11 protein-coding genes are annotated in these 16421 nt (G+C 51.4%); 8 read left to right on the forward strand and 3 right to left on the reverse strand.

Annotation, left to right across the window (positions count from 1 at the left end; genetic code table 11):
* The first annotated feature begins 40 nt into the window (after positions 1–40).
* Entirely contained in the window at positions 41–3430 is a 3390-nt protein-coding gene (locus R70331_RS06605) for a DUF5107 domain-containing protein (protein ID WP_042173914.1), read from the forward strand.
* Between the two features lie 49 nt (positions 3431–3479).
* Positions 3480–5462 (forward strand): glycoside hydrolase family 2 protein, encoded by a 1983-nt coding sequence (locus R70331_RS06610; RefSeq protein ID WP_081947498.1) that lies wholly within the window; start codon positions 3480–3482, stop codon positions 5460–5462.
* 186 nt (positions 5463–5648) lie between these two features.
* Here R70331_RS06610 and R70331_RS06615 read toward each other — a convergent pair whose 3' ends face one another.
* The 3 genes from R70331_RS06615 to R70331_RS06625 are packed head-to-tail and all read right to left on the reverse strand — an operon-like array spanning position 5649 to position 8182.
* Positions 5649–6722, reverse strand: a complete 1074-nt coding sequence (locus R70331_RS06615; protein ID WP_042173916.1) for a Gfo/Idh/MocA family protein — start codon at positions 6720–6722, stop codon at positions 5649–5651.
* Between the two features lie 21 nt (positions 6723–6743).
* Positions 6744–7556 (reverse strand): undecaprenyl-diphosphate phosphatase, encoded by an 813-nt coding sequence (locus tag R70331_RS06620; protein WP_042173917.1) that lies wholly within the window; start codon positions 7554–7556, stop codon positions 6744–6746.
* A 32-nt stretch (positions 7557–7588) separates the two neighbouring features.
* Positions 7589–8182 (reverse strand): DedA family protein, encoded by a 594-nt coding sequence (locus R70331_RS06625; RefSeq protein WP_042173918.1) that lies wholly within the window; start codon positions 8180–8182, stop codon positions 7589–7591.
* Between the two features lie 380 nt (positions 8183–8562).
* Between R70331_RS06625 and R70331_RS06630 the strand changes: the two genes are divergently transcribed.
* The 6 genes from R70331_RS06630 to R70331_RS06655 all read left to right on the forward strand — a co-directional run bounded on the left by R70331_RS06630 (position 8563) and on the right by R70331_RS06655 (position 16372).
* Positions 8563–10836 (forward strand): AraC family transcriptional regulator, encoded by a 2274-nt coding sequence (locus R70331_RS06630; RefSeq protein WP_042173919.1) that lies wholly within the window; start codon positions 8563–8565, stop codon positions 10834–10836.
* A 230-nt stretch (positions 10837–11066) separates the two neighbouring features.
* Positions 11067–12020: an ABC transporter permease gene (locus R70331_RS06635; protein ID WP_042173920.1), complete on the forward strand. Its 954-nt coding sequence runs from the start codon at positions 11067–11069 to the stop codon at positions 12018–12020.
* Between the two features lie 15 nt (positions 12021–12035).
* Positions 12036–12935, forward strand: coding sequence for a carbohydrate ABC transporter permease (locus R70331_RS06640; protein WP_042173921.1), 900 nt, complete (start codon positions 12036–12038; stop codon positions 12933–12935).
* A 63-nt stretch (positions 12936–12998) separates the two neighbouring features.
* Positions 12999–14624: a type 2 periplasmic-binding domain-containing protein gene (locus R70331_RS06645; protein WP_042173922.1), complete on the forward strand. Its 1626-nt coding sequence runs from the start codon at positions 12999–13001 to the stop codon at positions 14622–14624.
* Between the two features lie 163 nt (positions 14625–14787).
* The gene (locus tag R70331_RS06650; protein ID WP_197071396.1) at positions 14788–15717 is read left to right on the forward strand and encodes a sensor histidine kinase; all 930 of its coding nucleotides are present in this window, start codon (positions 14788–14790) and stop codon (positions 15715–15717) included.
* Complete coding sequence (locus tag R70331_RS06655; protein ID WP_042173924.1) at positions 15677–16372, forward strand: response regulator transcription factor; 696 nt, start codon at positions 15677–15679, stop codon at positions 16370–16372. The genes R70331_RS06650 and R70331_RS06655 overlap by 41 nt, the downstream gene beginning before the upstream one ends.
* Positions 16373–16421 lie beyond the last annotated feature (49 nt).

Below are 16421 nucleotides of genomic sequence, written 5' to 3' on the forward strand. Positions count from 1 at the left end.
CTAAAGTAGAACTATAAAAGCAAGGGAGGCTAATGCAGACATGAATCAGACAATAAAAACTCATACGCCCGGAGGAAGTCCAGCAGCGGCAGAACAGGTGAAAGTATGGGAATCAGAGGTGCTTATCCCTACGTATGAAGCGGGGAAGGCGGACCCGAATCCGATGTTCCTGGAGAAACGGGTCTATCAGGGCAGCACCGGCAGAGTCTATCCTCATCCCGTAATTGAGTCCATCTCGGATGTGAAGGCTGACAAAAATTACAAGCTGGTCATTCTCGAAAATGAATATGTGCGGATCGAGATTATGCCGGAAATCGGCGGCCGGATCTACCGTGCAATCGATAAAACCAACAACTACGATTTTGTCTATTACAACCGGGTGATCAAGCCTGCGCTGGTGGGTCTGGCCGGACCGTGGATTTCCGGAGGCATTGAGTTCAACTGGCCGCAGCATCACCGTCCCAACACCTTCGGTCCGGTAGAATACCGGTTCTTGCAGTCAGAGGATGGAAGCGCCTCCGTCTGGGTAAGCGAAATAGACCGGATGTACGGCACCAAGGTGACGGCGGAGTTCAAGCTGTATCCCGGCAAAGCCTACCTGGAGATTAATGCCCAGCTGTATAACCGGACGGCGGAGCCGCAGACCTTCCTATGGTGGGCCAACCCGGCGGTAGCGGTCAATGACCATACGCAATCTGTATTTCCTCCGGACGTAACAGCTGTATTCGATCACGGCAAACGCGATGTGTCCCGTTTTCCAATCGCTACCGGAACGTATTATAAACAGGATTACTCGGAAGGCGTAGATATATCCCGCTACAAGAACATTCCTGTGCCAACCTCTTATATGGCCTACAAATCGGATTATAATTTCGTAGGCGGTTACGATCACGGCGTTCAGGCAGGACTGCTGCATGTAGCAAGCCATCATGTTTCACCGGGCAAAAAGCAATGGACCTGGGGAAACGGGGAGTTCGGACAGGCCTGGGACCGCCAGCTGACCGATGAGGACGGACCGTATATTGAGCTGATGACCGGTGTGTATACCGATAACCAGCCTGACTTCACCTGGCTGCAGCCTTACGAGGAGAAGACCTTTACGCAGTATTTTATGCCTTACAAAAATATAGGCGTTGTTAAAAATGCTTCGATCGAAGCAGCGGTTAACCTGGAGGTGGATGCTGCATCCGGCCGGGCTGAGGTTCAGGCGTATGCTACTTCGGTAATGGAGCAGGCTACGATTGTGCTGAAGGGAGCAAACCGGACGTATATCGAGCGGTCGGTACAGCTGTCTCCGAAGGACGAGGATGCTTTTAAGGAGAGTGTAACGCTGGATGCGGGTGAGCAGGAGCATGATCTGAAGCTGACGGTCAGAGCTGCTGACGGCAGACTCCTCATTGCTTATCAGCCGAAGCGTCCTGATATTGAACAGGTCCCGGATGCCGCCAAGCCGCTCGCTGAGCCGCATGAGCTGCGCTCCACCGAGGAGCTGTACCTGGCAGGCCTGCATCTGGAGCAATACCGGCACGCCACCTTTGAGCCGGAGGATTATTACCTGGAAGGCTTAAAGCGTGATAGAGGCGATATCCGCCTGAATGTGGCATACGGAACGTTGCTGCTGCGCCGTGGCCTGTACCGTGAGAGTGAAGCGTATTTCCGTACAGCGATTGAACGGCTGACCTGGAGAAATCCGAATCCGTACGACAGTGAAGCCTACTACCAGCTGGGAGTGGCCCTGCGCGGCCAGAACCGGTTAGATGAAGCTTTTAACGCATTCCACAAAGCGGTCTGGTCTGCCGCCTGGCAGGATGCCGGCTACTTCTCACTTGCCCAGATCGCAAGCGTCAAGGGTGAATATGCTGAGGCTCTGGATCTGGCTGAGCGCTCACTGGTCCGCAATTCACGCAACTACAAGGCCCGTGATCTGAAAGCGGCTATGCTGCGCAAGCTTGGACGGCATGAGCAGGCCCTGGCGTATGCGCAGGAGACAACCGGACTCGATGTTGCAGATTTCGGCGCTTATAATGAGCAGGCACTGGCAATTGCTGCACTTGGTGATGAAGCTGCTGCAGAAGGTGTGCTGGCGGAGCTTCGTCTGCTGATGCGCGATGATGCGCATAACTATCTGAATCTGATTGCCGATTACATGGGCTGCGGCCTGCTGGAGGAAGCTATAGCAGTGGGGTTAAGAATTGTTCCGGCCGAAGGTACTGTGTATCCGATGGTCCATTATGCCCTGGGTGAGCTGTATGCCCTTGCCGGGCGCTCTGATCTGGCTGAGACGCAGCGCCGTGCCGGACAGTCTGCCGACCCTGCCTACTGCTTCCCTAATACACTGTTCGAGCTGGGTCTGCTGGAAAGCGCCGTCCGGGCCAATCCGGAGGATGACAAGGCCCACTATTATCTTGGAAACTTCTTCTATGATAAAAAACGTCCGGCAGAAGCGATTGCCGGCTGGGAGCGTTCACGTGAGCTGCGCGGGGACTTTGCAACCGTGCACCGTAATCTTGGCCTTGCCTATTTCAACAAACAGGGTGATCCGCAGGCAGCGATGGATTCACTCGTGCAAGCCTATGCCTGCACACCGGAGGATGTGCGGATTCTGTTTGAACTGGATCAGCTGCGCAAGAAGCTGGCTTTACCGGCACAGGAGCGGCTGGATATACTCGAAGCTAAGCGCAGCCAGGTAGAGCAGCGGGACGATCTTTTTGTAGAATATGTTACGCTGCTTAACAATCTGGAGCGGTACGATGAGGCCCTGGCGGCACTGAATTCCCGTAATTTCCATCCCTGGGAAGGCGGAGAAGGCAAGGTAACCGGACAATATAAATTTGCCCATACGGAGCTTGGCAAGCAATTGCTTAAGGAAGGCCGCCAGGAGGAAGCGCTGGCCCACCTTCAGCAGGCACTGGTGTATCCGCTGAATCTGGGAGAAGGCAAGCTTGAAGGGGCACAGGAAAATAATATCTACTATTATATAGGACTGGCGCACGAAGGCCTCGGGCAGGAGCAGCTGGCTGCGGAGAGCTACAGGATTGCTTCTCAGGGGCTGGAGGAGCCGTCGAGCGCGATGTATTATAATGACCAGCCGCCGGAAATGATCTTTTATCAAGGGCTGGCCTGGCATAAGCTTGGCAACGTGAAGGAAGCGAAGCGCCGGTTCAACAAGCTGATCGATTATGCGGAGAAGCATATCTTTGACGAGATCAAAATTGACTACTTCGCTGTATCCCTGCCGGACTTCCTTGTGTTCGAGGATGACCTGAACCGCCGGAATGTGATTCACTGCCGGTATATGCGCGGACTGGGGCTGCTGGGACTGGGCCGTACGGAAGAGGCCGGTGCCGAGCTGGAGCAGGCGCTGGAGCTGGAGCCGAATCATCAGGGGGCTGTAATCCACAGCCGGTTATGCAGAGAAGCAGCAGAGTAACAGTTTCGGTTGACCACCAATATATCTCACATGAAGGGTTGCGGATGCTTTGATTAACAGCGGGCGATACACAGCAAAACTGGATTCGGGCTGGAGGTTCCAGCACGATCCTCAGAACCAGGGCGAAATGGAGGGCTGGCACAACGCCGGCCTGCCGGCTCCCGTTCCGGTCTCCGTTCCCCATACCTGGAATGTGCAGGAGGAGCTTGAGGAGTTCCGCGGCGCAGGCTGGTATGAGCAGCTGCTGGAGGCTCCCGGGGAATGTGCCGGCCGCCGGTTCCGGATTTTCTTTGAAGGGGCCTACCGGGATACGGATATCTGGGTGAACGGCACACTGGCCGGCAGTCATTATAATTCGGGCTATACGCCGTTTGAAGCGGATATTACACCGTATATTCTGGCCGGCGGGAACAACAGGCTGGTGATCAGAGTGGACAACCGGAACAGTGACACGGCTCTCCCTGTGAGCAACAGCTTTGACTGGGCAGATGACGGCGGGCTGATCCGGCCGGTAACGCTGGTGGTGACGGGCAGCACGGCGGTAGAGCAGCTGCGGGTAGAGCCCAAGGTCAGCTTCAGCGCCGACGGCAAGCCTGCAGGCGGAACGGTAGCTGCACAGATTAAGCTGTGTGAGCCGCCGGCTGCTGATGTCCAGGCGGAGAAAAAGGTTTACCGCAATGAAGTCATAGTCTGGCAAGGGAGAGAGGAGATTACAGCCGGGGCTTTGGCCTGGAGTTTTGCCGAAATCGGGCTGGATGAAGTGCAGCTATGGCATTTTGACCACCCGCATCTGTATGAGCTTGAGATTGTGCTGACTTCCGGCGGCGGGACGCAGGACCGGCTTGTCCGTTCCTTTGGCTTCCGGGAGATTGTGGTGGAGGGCCACCAGCTGCTGCTTAACCGGGAACCGGTACGGCTGATGGGCGTGGAGTGGATGCCCGGCTCTCATCCGGATGCAGGGATGGCCGAGGGGGCTGAAGAGCTTACAGCCATGCTGGTCAGGCTTAAAGAAGCCAACTGCATCATCACCCGCTTCCACTGGCAGCAGGGCAATGAACTGCTGGACTGGTGCGACCGCAACGGCCTGCTGGTCCAGGAGGAGATTCCGCACTGGCAGCAGCCGGCTGAACCGGGGAAGGACACCCGCCTGCTTGCCTTAAGCCAGGCGAAAGAAATGATTGCCAGCCACTCGCATCACCCATGCATCTTCGCCTGGGGAATGGGCAACGAGCTGGACGGCCAATCGGCGGTAACGAACGGGTATATGAAGGAGCTTAAAGAGGAGTTTCTGCAGCTTGATTCAACCCGGCTGGTGAACTATGTAAGCAATACGCTGCAGCTTCAGCCGGCGTCCGATGCTACGGGGGCAGGCGATATGCTGATGTGGAATGACTATATCGGCACCTGGCACGGTGATCTGGATGAGGAAGAGGTCATTAGGCAGATCATCGCCGATCATCCGGACAAGCCGCTCGTTGTAGCAGAATACGGGCTGTGCGAGCCTGCCTTTGAAGGCGGGGATGCCAGAAGAATTGAGATTCTTAAGGATAAAACAGCCATTTACCGGCGTTATCCGGAATTTGCTGCGCTGATCTATTTCAGCCTGAACGATTACCGTACACAGATGGGTGAGGAAGGAACCGGCCGGTTCATGCAAAGAGTCCATGGCTCTGTTGATCTGTATAACCAGGCGAAGCCCTCCTATGCCGCTCTGCGGGAAGAGTCTTCACCGCTCGTGCTTGCCGGAGGGCCGGTATGGAAGAACGGCGGGCTTGAGCTGACGCTGGAGTGCCGGAATGACATTCCGAGCTATACGGTGAGAGGCTACAGCTTGTCCGCTGCTATAGCGGGCGGTGAGGTGATCTCACAGCAGCTTCCTGATCTGGCGCCGGGAGAGGTGCGGACGGTGTTCGTGGAGCTGCCGGTGGATGCCGGCAGTGCAGCTGAAGCTAAGGATGCTTCTGCCCGTACTGCAGCGTTGTCCATACTCCGTCCTACCGGCTTCAGTGTGCTGGAGCTGCAGCTGGGCTGACTGGATTTGTAGTGTTACTTTGAGTAACGGGGATTTATGAACAGGAAAGTCTAAAGCCCATGAGAAGGGTTGTCTAACCTTCTCATGGGCTTTTTATTGTCAGCGGGACTTAGCTGAAGGAGAGGCAAAAACGCCTCTCTTTCTCAGGCTTGGCGTCCTGCTCCAGACCAATTAACGTCTAGCCCCTTACTTATCTGCTTCAAGCTCATCTTCCACAGTAACAGTACTCCCTGACGCAATAGCCTCATCGACTGCGAACGCCAGCCGCACATCCGTCAAGGCATCGGCCAGAGCATACGAGGACACTCCCGTATTCAGGAACACAGCCATATTCAGCAGCGCGTGGCCGATCCCGATTTCTTCATCCGAAAGCGGGGCGGCAGCGAACGGATTGCGGAACAGGCACCGCCTGCCTGCCCGTACCTCGCGCAGTCCCAGGCTGTCCAGGCTGCCCTCCTGACCGGACTGAACCCGCACCAAGCTCAGGTACTCCGTCTCATCCGGACTCAGCCGGCGTACAATCTCATTATCGCGTATTTCCCCGTGCGACCCGCGGATCAGGACGCGGTTTGAACGCAGCGGCGAGAAGTACTGGGATCGGGTGAAGTCGAGCACGGCACTCTGGCCGGAGGGGAAAACCATAACAGCGATATCCTGCTGCTCTGTCTTGATAATGTCCTCCGCTTCCTGCCCCCGGTAGGAGAAGTCCATTATAGGAACTGCAACCCGGCGGGCTGTAATGTCACAGGCTGTGCCTGTGACGGAGAGCCATTCGCGGATCAGGCTGATGCCGTGATAGCCATGTGCTACAGAGACTTGCACATGCCCGATCTGTCCCAGCCCGCCTGTTCCGATATAGGCGGTTCGCGCCTGATGATGCGGCAGCAGCGGATATTGCTCGGCCACCTGAATCAACGGGCTGCTCAGGGCAACAGAACGCAGCAGCTCATATTCAGCAGGAGTAGAGGCAGTGGGTGTTTCAGCCAGCACAGGGACTTCCAAAGCGTGAAGCTCCAGCAGCAGAGAAGCCGCAGCGGATTTGGACACCGCCAGCACCACAAAATCACTATCTGCCGCAAGGCGTTCCACCGAGCTATACACGGTGAGATTCCACTTAGTGATCAGCTGCTGGTATTTGGCAGGATTACGAATCATTACACCGCTCACCTGAAACTGCTGCGGAAGCAGGTCAGCCAGCTTGAGATACATCTCCGCCCGCCAGCCGCTGCCGATGATTCCAAAACGGATTGGTCTGTTCATCGTTAACGCTCACCTTTCTGCCTAGAGAAAAATCAGTAAGAGTGTACCGACAGCAAAGCAATAGTACGAAAAGTAAATCAGATTGCCTTTGGCCATAATGCCGATGAACCAGCGCATCGCATAATAGGTGGCCACAAGTGTTGTAAGGAATGCGATGACGTAGGGGATAGCCAGCTGCGCCCGGTTCGGATCGTTCGCAATATCAGATGCCCCCAGAATCAGGCCGCCGATGCTGATTGGAATATAGAGCATAAAGGAAAATTTCAGTGCCGTTTCCTGCTTCATGCCAACGGCAATGGAGGCAATCACCGTCGAGCCTGAACGGCTAATCCCGGGAATCAGGGCTACCGCCTGAGCCAGTCCGACAATAAGGGCATCTTTTACGGTAAGGTTGCCGTCCCTTTTTTGTCCCCGCAGATTACGGATCAGCCATAAGGCAACCCCTGTAACCAGCAGGCTGATAGAGACAGTATGTACTGAAGTAAATACCCGCTCTATAGTGTCCTTGAACAGCACTGCAGCAACGGCAGCCGGAATTGTACCGATAACAATGTAAAGGCAGAACATGAAATCAGCCTTATGCTCTGTACGGCGCGTCTGCAGGTAACGGTAAGCACCTGTGATTAACGATTTGATATCATTGCGAAAAATAAACATGATAGCGATCAGCGAAGCCGTATTGGTCAAGATTTCAAACGACAGCCCGTTCTGTTTCATCCCCAGCAGACGCTGCGCGATAATCAGGTGTCCGCTCGAAGAGACGGGGATCGGCTCTGTGACCCCCTGAACGATCCCGAGCAGCAGATACTTTAGCCAGGTTACTAAGTTTTCCATGTGTTCCTCCTGAATTACGGATTGTTAATGCTCTATGCCTGCCTGTTTCTGTACCGCTTCAAAAGGACGTAGCATCCGAAGCACAAAATGAAGACCGCTGCTGTCGGAATGATGTAAGGCTTAATAATTTCGTCCACATGCTCCCATTGAGCGCCCAGCTTATATCCCAGGTAAACGTACAGTGAAGTGATAGGCAGCATAGCCAAAAAAGTATAGATACTGAATTTTAACACATTCATCTTAGCCATACCGCATGGTACGGAAATTAGAGTTCTAACCCCGGGGATAAAACGCCCGTAAAACGCAACGCCGCTGCCGTATTTCTCGAAAAACCGGTCGGACGCCACTAAATGATGGGGACGGATGAAAATATACTTGCCGTATTTTTCAATAAAGGGTCTCCCGCCGAACCGGCCGATTGCATATAACGTTAAAGGACCAAAGGTTCCTCCGACTGTGCCCGCCAGTATCGTTAAAACCAGCTTCATGTCCCCGAGATAAACCCAATAGCCCGCCAGCGGCAGGATGAGCTCAGCAGGTACAAATTCAAAGGACAGGGCAATGACTATACCGGCATAAGACAAATCTTTGAAGAACAGGATGAATTCTGTGATCCATTGTGTCATGTTGTTTCCTCCAAGCGCCTGATCATTTTTTTTTAGGGAATAATAGTTTGATTTACTCTCTTCTAAAATAAAGATTACCAATAGCTGATGGGGGTTGTCAAAACCTGCATTCTATTTTCGTACAATTTATAAAGAATAAAATGAAGAATGTACATGCAAAGTTCGACATTTCCTGAGCAAATAACAGGACTGAATCCTATATTTTGTGTTATCATAGCAACAAGTGATCTCTACAAACAGATGAAATTTTCATATATACACATGATTCCATGCATCCGATACTCTCCTGAATTTAGACAATGATTAGCAGAGAAGCCCGTTGCATGAGGGCTTCTCTGTTTGATTTGATAACGTTTACAGAGTTAATAGGGGGACATGCAATGAAGAAAATACCGATGATGCTGCAGCTGGCCGTGATTCTATTCTGCATAATGGCCATACCGACAGCCATCCTGACGTGGTATAGCGGGGCTCAGATCATAGAAAATTCAGAGGCAGCCATCGGTGAATCTGCATTAGCAGGACTGAACGCCAACCGTAAGCTGAACGAGAATGCCCTGGCCAATCTGGCCCAGGACACGGCACGCCTGGCTGCAGCCAACGTATTTGAACCGATCCGCGGATTTGAGACCTACAATGAGGTGAACTCCAGTTACTCTAACTACACCAGGGCCAAGTCTGTAATGAATGAGCTGCTGAACTTAAACCGGCGTGTAGACGGAGTGAGCTCTTCCTATTTTTATCTGACGGATTCTGATTATGTAATTTCTACTGATAACGCTATCACGACGCTGGAACGTTACGAGCCGATGAGCTGGACAACGGAAGCCCTTAAGGACCAGAGAGGAATCAGCGGGGTGTGGGTTCCGCGCAGACTGGCCTCTGGTGAACATGTTGTGTCCTATGTCTATCCGCTCAACCGCCTGTCCTCTCCGACAAGCGGATTGATTGTCGTCAACATGAAGGAGAGCCAAGTCGGCAAATATCTGAATACGGCAGAAGCAGAGGGCAGCAGCTCCCTGCTGCTGGGGGCAGACGGAAAAGTGATCTCGCACAGTGATAAATCACTGCTGCTGACAGAAGGCTTCGAGCTGCCTTTTGTACAGGAAATCCTGAATCAGGATTCGGATGAAGGCTATACATTCCGTGAGCTGGACGGTAACCGGATGGTTTACGCGTGGAGCCGGTCGGCATTATCCGGCTGGTGGAATGTCAGCTGGAGCTCAATGGATGAGCTGATGGCTGAATCACGCGAGATGCAGGGCAATATTATTTTGCTTACCGGAGCCATTATTGTGCTGGGAACGGTAATGGCAGTTGTTCTTGCAACCTGGCTTTCAAGGCCGCTCAGACAGCTGGTGAGTAATATCCGCTCCAAAAGCGGTTTAGAGGTCGCCAGCAGAAACAGAAATGAGCTTGCCTTCCTGGACATGGCGTTCAAACGGATGCAGGAGGAGGAGGAAGGCCTGTTCCGGCTGCTGCAGGAGCGTGAAGAGGATACGCGCAGCTTTGCAGTTCACCGCCTGCTGCGCGGGGAGATCCCGCCGCGGATTGCTGAGGTTTTTCCGGAGGCTAACTACCGGGTGGCTGTTGTCTCCATCGACCGCTATAGGGTATATGTCGGCAATACTAATGTAGAAACCCGCAGCTACCACCGTTATCTGCTCAATACCAAATACGAAAGCCTGTTTCCGGAAGGGATAGTGGCCCATTCTGTATATCATACCGACGGCTGCATCGTCATTGTGCTGAACTTTGCTTCGAGTGAGGATGCATGCAGCAATATCCTGATTCAGCAGGCGCTGGAGTCTATCCGCGATGAATCGCTTGAGCTGCTGGAGCATACAGTCACCATTGCCGTCAGCGAGGTGGCAGATGCACCTGAAATGGTTGCCGAGCGGCTGCTTGAGGCGATGGAATTAATCAAGCAGCGGATTATCAAGGGTGCCGGAAGCATTATGTACTGGCAGGAGGAAGAAGAGCACAGCCGCAAATATTTGGATTCTGAGAACAGCGAGCGGAGGATTCTCAACTTTCTGGATGCCGGAGATCTGGATGGTATATTCAAGGAGCTGGAGAATATCCGCAGCCAGATTAGCACAGAACAGCATATTTCCTATGATAATATCATGTTTATCTATCACCAGCTGATTGGCACAACGATTAAGCATCTGCGTGAGAATCATATCAGCACCGGAAGAACGGTCATGGGCAAGGGTGATATTTACAGCGTGCTGGCTGCGATGGATACACTGGACGAGCTGGAGGATTATCTGCAGGCGTTGTTCCGGGAGATTGTCCAGAACCTGGACCGCGGCACCGGCGAGACCAATCACGGGGAACGGGTCATCCAATACCTGAAGGATCATTATAAAGAAGAGATTGTCCTGAAGGATATGAGCACCGAATTCGGAATCAGCTACTCCTACATGCGCAAGATCGTCTATGAGCTGACCGGGAAAAGCATGATCGATTATCTGAACCAGCTGCGGATTGATAAAGCCAAGGAGCTGCTGCTCGATACAGATCTGACAATTAAGCAGGTTGCTGCTGAGGTCGGCTATTATAATGTTCAAAGCTTTAACCGGTTTTTCCGCAAGTATGAGGGCATGCCGCCAAGCAGCTACAAAACGGCCAAGAGTAAAGGCTCCTAGGAGACGGCTCATGGCCGTTTTTCTATTGCGGATATATGTTAATGAAAACGTTTTAGGCTATCAAAAATGATCATTCACCCTTCTGAAAGCCCTTTAAAACCGCGATTCTATCAGTTTTGATGGAGAGCAGCATTACTCATTGTTTTCAAAAGCGGACAATGGGGCTAGCATAGAAGTCGAGCCGGTCAACATATCCGGTGCAGAGATGAAATGGTGCAGGAGGTGAGATTTTGAAAGTTGCAAACGCTTCAAAGACAAATCAAAATGCTCTACTAAGAAAGAATTCGCGCTTCGGTTTTTTACAGCGCGACTGGCAGCTCTACTTGCTTGTAGCAATTCCGCTGGCTTTTGTAATCGTATTCAAATACTTCCCGATGGCCGGGCTTGTAATCGCTTTTAAGGATTATAAGATCGCAAGAGGCTTCTGGGGCAGTGAGTGGGTCGGCTTCCAAATATTCCAGGATATTTTCTCCAAGCCTGATTTCACAAAAGCGATCCGCAATACACTGCTGCTCAACGTTCTTGATCTCATATTCAGCTTCACGATGCCGATCATACTGGCCCTGATGCTGAATGAAGTCAAAAGTGTCAAGTTCAAACGTATTAACCAGACCCTGCTGTATCTGCCTCACTTCTTGTCCTGGGTTATTATCGGGGCCATTGCGTATCAGCTGCTTAGTGAAGGTAACGGGGTTGTCAACAACTTGATTGAACTGATGGGCGGTAACCGGGTGCCATTCCTTCAAGAGGATACGAATTGGCTGGTCAGCTATCTGGCCATCGGGGTATGGCAGAGTATGGGCTGGGGAACAATCATCTACCTGGCTTCGATCAGCGGTATCAATCCGGAAATGTATGAAGCGGCAACGGTCGATGGGGCCGGACGCTGGAGAAAGGTATGGAATATTACCATTCCATCCATCCGTGCAACCATAGTAACGCTGCTTATCATGAATCTCGGAAAAGTTATGGAAGGCTCGTTCGAGCGCATCTGGTCACTGCAAAACAGGGCCACCACAGAGTTCACAACGACCATACCGGTGCTGGTGTATCGTTGGGGGATCGAATCCGGTAACTTCAGCCGGGCGACAGCGGTTGGATTATTCCAATCCGTAATCGGAATAATTCTTGTAATTGCAGCTGACCGCATTGCCAAAAAACTTGGCGAAGACGGCATTTTATAGAAAGGAGAGAACCCGATGAGCGCATCAACCGGCAACGCTGCCGCACAAAGCAAAGGTCGTTTTGATATCTGGGATATTCTAATCAAATTCGTTATTATTCTATTCTCACTTGCTTGTTTATTACCGTTCCTGCATGTGTTATCGAAGTCCATGAGCGGTGACTCCTATGTCATTGCCAACCAGGTATTTCTGTGGCCGAAGGGCTTCACTCTGGACGCATACAGCAAAATTTTTGCTGATGCAAGTATTCTCCGCTCCTTGTACATTTCGGTAATTGTAACCGTAATGTTCACCGTGCTGGGAATGGTCCTGACCATCTGCGCAGCTTATCCGCTGTCCAGAGCCCAATTTAAGGGCCGCCGGGTCATCACCTTTATCTTCCTGTTCACCATGTACTTCAGTGGAGGGATTATCCCGGATTACATGAACATTAACAATCTGGGTCTAATGGATACGATCTGGTCACTGGTTCTGCCGCTATCCTTCAGTGCTTTTAACCTGCTGATTATGAAGACGTCACTGACAAGCAGTATTCCGGTGAGTCTGGAAGAATCTGCGCGGATCGACGGCGCCGGACATTTCCGGATTCTCTGGAGCATTGTGATTCCGCTCTCCAAGCCAATTATCGCTACACTGTCACTCTTCTACGCAGTTGGCCGCTGGAACGCCTATCAGGACGCTCTGTTCTATATCAAGCATGCCACTGACCTGCGTCCGCTGCAGCTCAAGCTGTATTATCTGGTTATCCAGGCCAGCGAAAGCTTCCAGCTGGAAGCCACTACAGTAACACTCAGTAATCCGGAAGTTCTTAAAGCGTCGGTCGTAGTCTTTGCTACCATACCTATTCTCTGCGTATATCCGTTTGTCCAGAAATACTTCGTTCAAGGTACGATGCTTGGCGCAGTCAAAGAGTAGTGGTGAATTCCGCTAGCAAAGCAGCAGTTATACAGTCCGAAAATTCAAAATGGGGGTATTACAATGAACAAAAAGGGTTATGTATCCTTAATGATGGCAACTGTCCTGACAGCCGGTTTACTTGCCGGTTGTTCCGGTAATGACAAGAATGCAGGAAGCAGCAACGCACCAGCCAACAACCTGGCTGACGGCGAGTTCGCCGATTATTCACAGGGCTTCCCTGAGAAGGTTAAGATTGATATTCCAGTCTATGAGCGTGCGTTCGAAGGCTGGAATGTAACAGACAACTACTACACCCGCTGGGTTCAGTCCGAATTCGGTGATAAGAACAACATCGAGGTCAACTTTATTCCAATTACCCGCAGCAGTGAAGTAACCGATTATGAGCAGCTGCTCGCTTCGCACAAGGCTCCGGACATTCTTTTCCACTACGATATGCCGCAGGCGCTGACTTATTACGGCGAGGATGTTATGCAGCCGCTTAATTATGAAGAAATAGAAAATTATGCTCCTACTTACTGGGCAAATATGGGTGAAACCATCCAGCAGTACGGCACAGTAGACGACCAGAACATCTTCTTCTTCGCTGCACGTCCTGAAGCGGATAACTTCGTCAACTTGATCCGCAAGGACTGGGTGGAGAAGGTCGGCATGAAGGTGGAAGACCTGACTTCCCTTGAGAAATACAATGAGATGCTGGTGAAATGGAAGGAAGCCGGGCTGGGTGTGACCGCCGGCAACCTGATTCAGAACAGCTTCAACTACAGCTATGCTTTCCGTGAATGGCCGGTTGATCCTGAATACCGTGCGCTGTATTCTGATCTGAGTGTAGCTGACTTCACAACTGCAGATACCGAGAAATTCCTGCGCAATATGAACTATCAGTACAACAATGGCCTGATCGATAAAGAGTTCTATCTCCGCAGCGACATCAACAAGATTAAAGCTGAATTCGTATCCGGTAAAACAGGTACATTCGCAGACTATCTGACTAACAATACAGACGTCTTCGCAGCTACACTGGCTAACAATCCGGAAGCGGAATTTGCTGTAATCCCTACTTATGCATTGGTACCGGAAGGCAATAAGCCACAGCAGCGTGCTTACTGGCCGTTCGGCTTCATCATGGGAATTAACTATGAAACATCAGCCCAAGAACGTGCTGCTGTATGGATGTATCTGGAATGGCTGAGCCAGCCGGAGAACCTGTTCAAGTTCCAGAACGGTGTGGAAGGCGAGAACTATACGCTTGACGCAGAAGGCATTGCAGTGAAGAACCCTGACTTCAAGGGCGAATCTGTACTTGCTCAGAATAACAACAAAGACTACTGGGCTCTGGTAACTGAAATTGCTCAATATCCGGATGCCGAGAAGACACTGAAATCCAATATGCGTAACTGGTCACCTGCAGGCTATGAGCATCTGGCTGAAGAAATGGTGAAATACTATAACGAAGCCGCTGAATTCCGTACACCGGATGCCATGTTCACTACTGTTCTTGAAAAAACGAATGAGTACAAAGCGGATCTGAACTCCCTGTTCCAGGATCTGTACGTGAAGACTGTACTGGCTCCTGAAGCTGAATTCGACGCCGTCTATGCTGAAGCCAAAGAAGCATTCCTGAAGGCAGGCTACCAGGAGATTCTTGACGAGAAGCAAGCCGCAATTGAAGCAGGCAAGTTCCGTTAAGACCTGTAAGGCATAGCATGACTGAATAAACGTATCGCGATAAATCCCCGGCAGACGTCCACAGTAGTGGAGGATTGCCGGGGATTTTGTGCTGCTCACGTTATATAATGATATTTATATGGAAGGAAGTGATCTTATCCTTGTTATTCTGGCGGTACTCTCAGTGCTATTGATATTCCAGACCGTGTATATACTGCACTATAAAAGCCAGGTCAGGAATATCGGCAATCAGCTGTCGTTCATTTTGAAGCATGATTCGTTCAAGTTTATCTCCACGCAGTTAAAGCCGGAGGAAATCGGCAGCCTGGTCCGTGAATGCAATGCCCTGCTGGACCGTCAGCGGGAGGTGGACCAGCAGTTCAGCCGCAAAAATGAACAGATCAACGCCACAATTACCAGCCTGTCCCACGATATCAGAACTCCGCTTACTTCACTTGACGGTTATCTTCAATTAGCACTGCGGACAGAAGCCCAGCCCGATAAGGACCGGTATGTGACGCTGGCCCAGTCGAGAATACAACAGATTATTAAGCTGGTGGATGAGCTGTTCCTGTATACAAAGCTGCAAAATCCCGAATATCCCATTGAACTGAAATCTCTGGATATTATGGATGTATTGAAGCGCAGCCTCTTCACGAGTATTGATGATTTCACCCAATGCGGGCATGAGCCGGAGCTTCAGCTGCCTGAGCTTCCCATTCCGGTTACAGGGGAGCCTAATGCGGCTGAGCGGGTATTCACGAACATCATCGGCAATTATTTTATACATGGACAAGGTCCGTTGTCTGTTACTTATAAGGATAGTCAGGATACCTTGTGTATACGCTTCACCAATCAGCTTAAAGCAGGCAGCAGGGTAGATGCCGGACAGATATTCACCCGCTTTTATAAAGAAGATCGGTCACGCACCCGCCATTCATCCGGCCTCGGACTCTCCATTGTGCAAGCACTGATGGGCAAGATGAACGGGCATACGGAGGCTGAATGTACGGGAGATACTTTTAGCATCATTACAGCGTTCAAAAAAACAGCAGAGGGGGAGACAAATACAAATGGGCGGGAACGGAAGCGGACGGCGGATTCTAATCATTGAGGATGACGGACACATTAACGGAATTATCCGTGACGGGCTTACATCAGCAGGCTTTGTATGCACACAGGCGTATTCGGGCAGTGAGGGGAAAATGAATCTGGCTGCTCAGGAGTACCACCTTATTGTGCTTGATCTGATGCTTCCCGGGTTGTCTGGTGAACAGTTCATGCACTACCTGCGCAAAGAGCTGAAGTCCGGAATACCGGTGATTATTCTCTCGGCCAAGGACGGGCTGGACCATAAGCTGAACCTGTTCGCACTAGGTGCCGACGATTATGTGACCAAGCCCTTTGAGCTCGAAGAGCTGATTGCCCGCATTCATGTTCATATTCAGAGAAATAATGCTGGTGAACCAGTTAAGACTTTCCGGCATAAAAATCTGCTGCTGGACACAGACGCATACAGTGTGAACGTTAACGGGACGGCGCTCAATCTGACCAGGCAGGAATACCGGATTGTTGAGCTGCTGGTGAAGAACCGGGACAGGGTGTTCACGAAGCAGGATCTTTATGAGCTGGCATGGGAGGAGCTCTATATGGGCGAGGACAAAACGGTAACCGTGCACATCAGCAATATCCGCAGCAAAATCAAACCGTACGACAGCGAATCCTATATCGATACAATCTGGGGAATCGGCTTCAGGCTGAGTAAATAAGCGGCTTTGACATTTCTTAACCTTTTGTTGGCGATGTCTTAGTGTGATC

Source organism: Paenibacillus sp. FSL R7-0331 (genome assembly GCF_000758645.1).
Taxonomy (GTDB): Bacteria; Bacillota; Bacilli; order Paenibacillales; family Paenibacillaceae; genus Paenibacillus_AQ; species Paenibacillus_AQ camerounensis.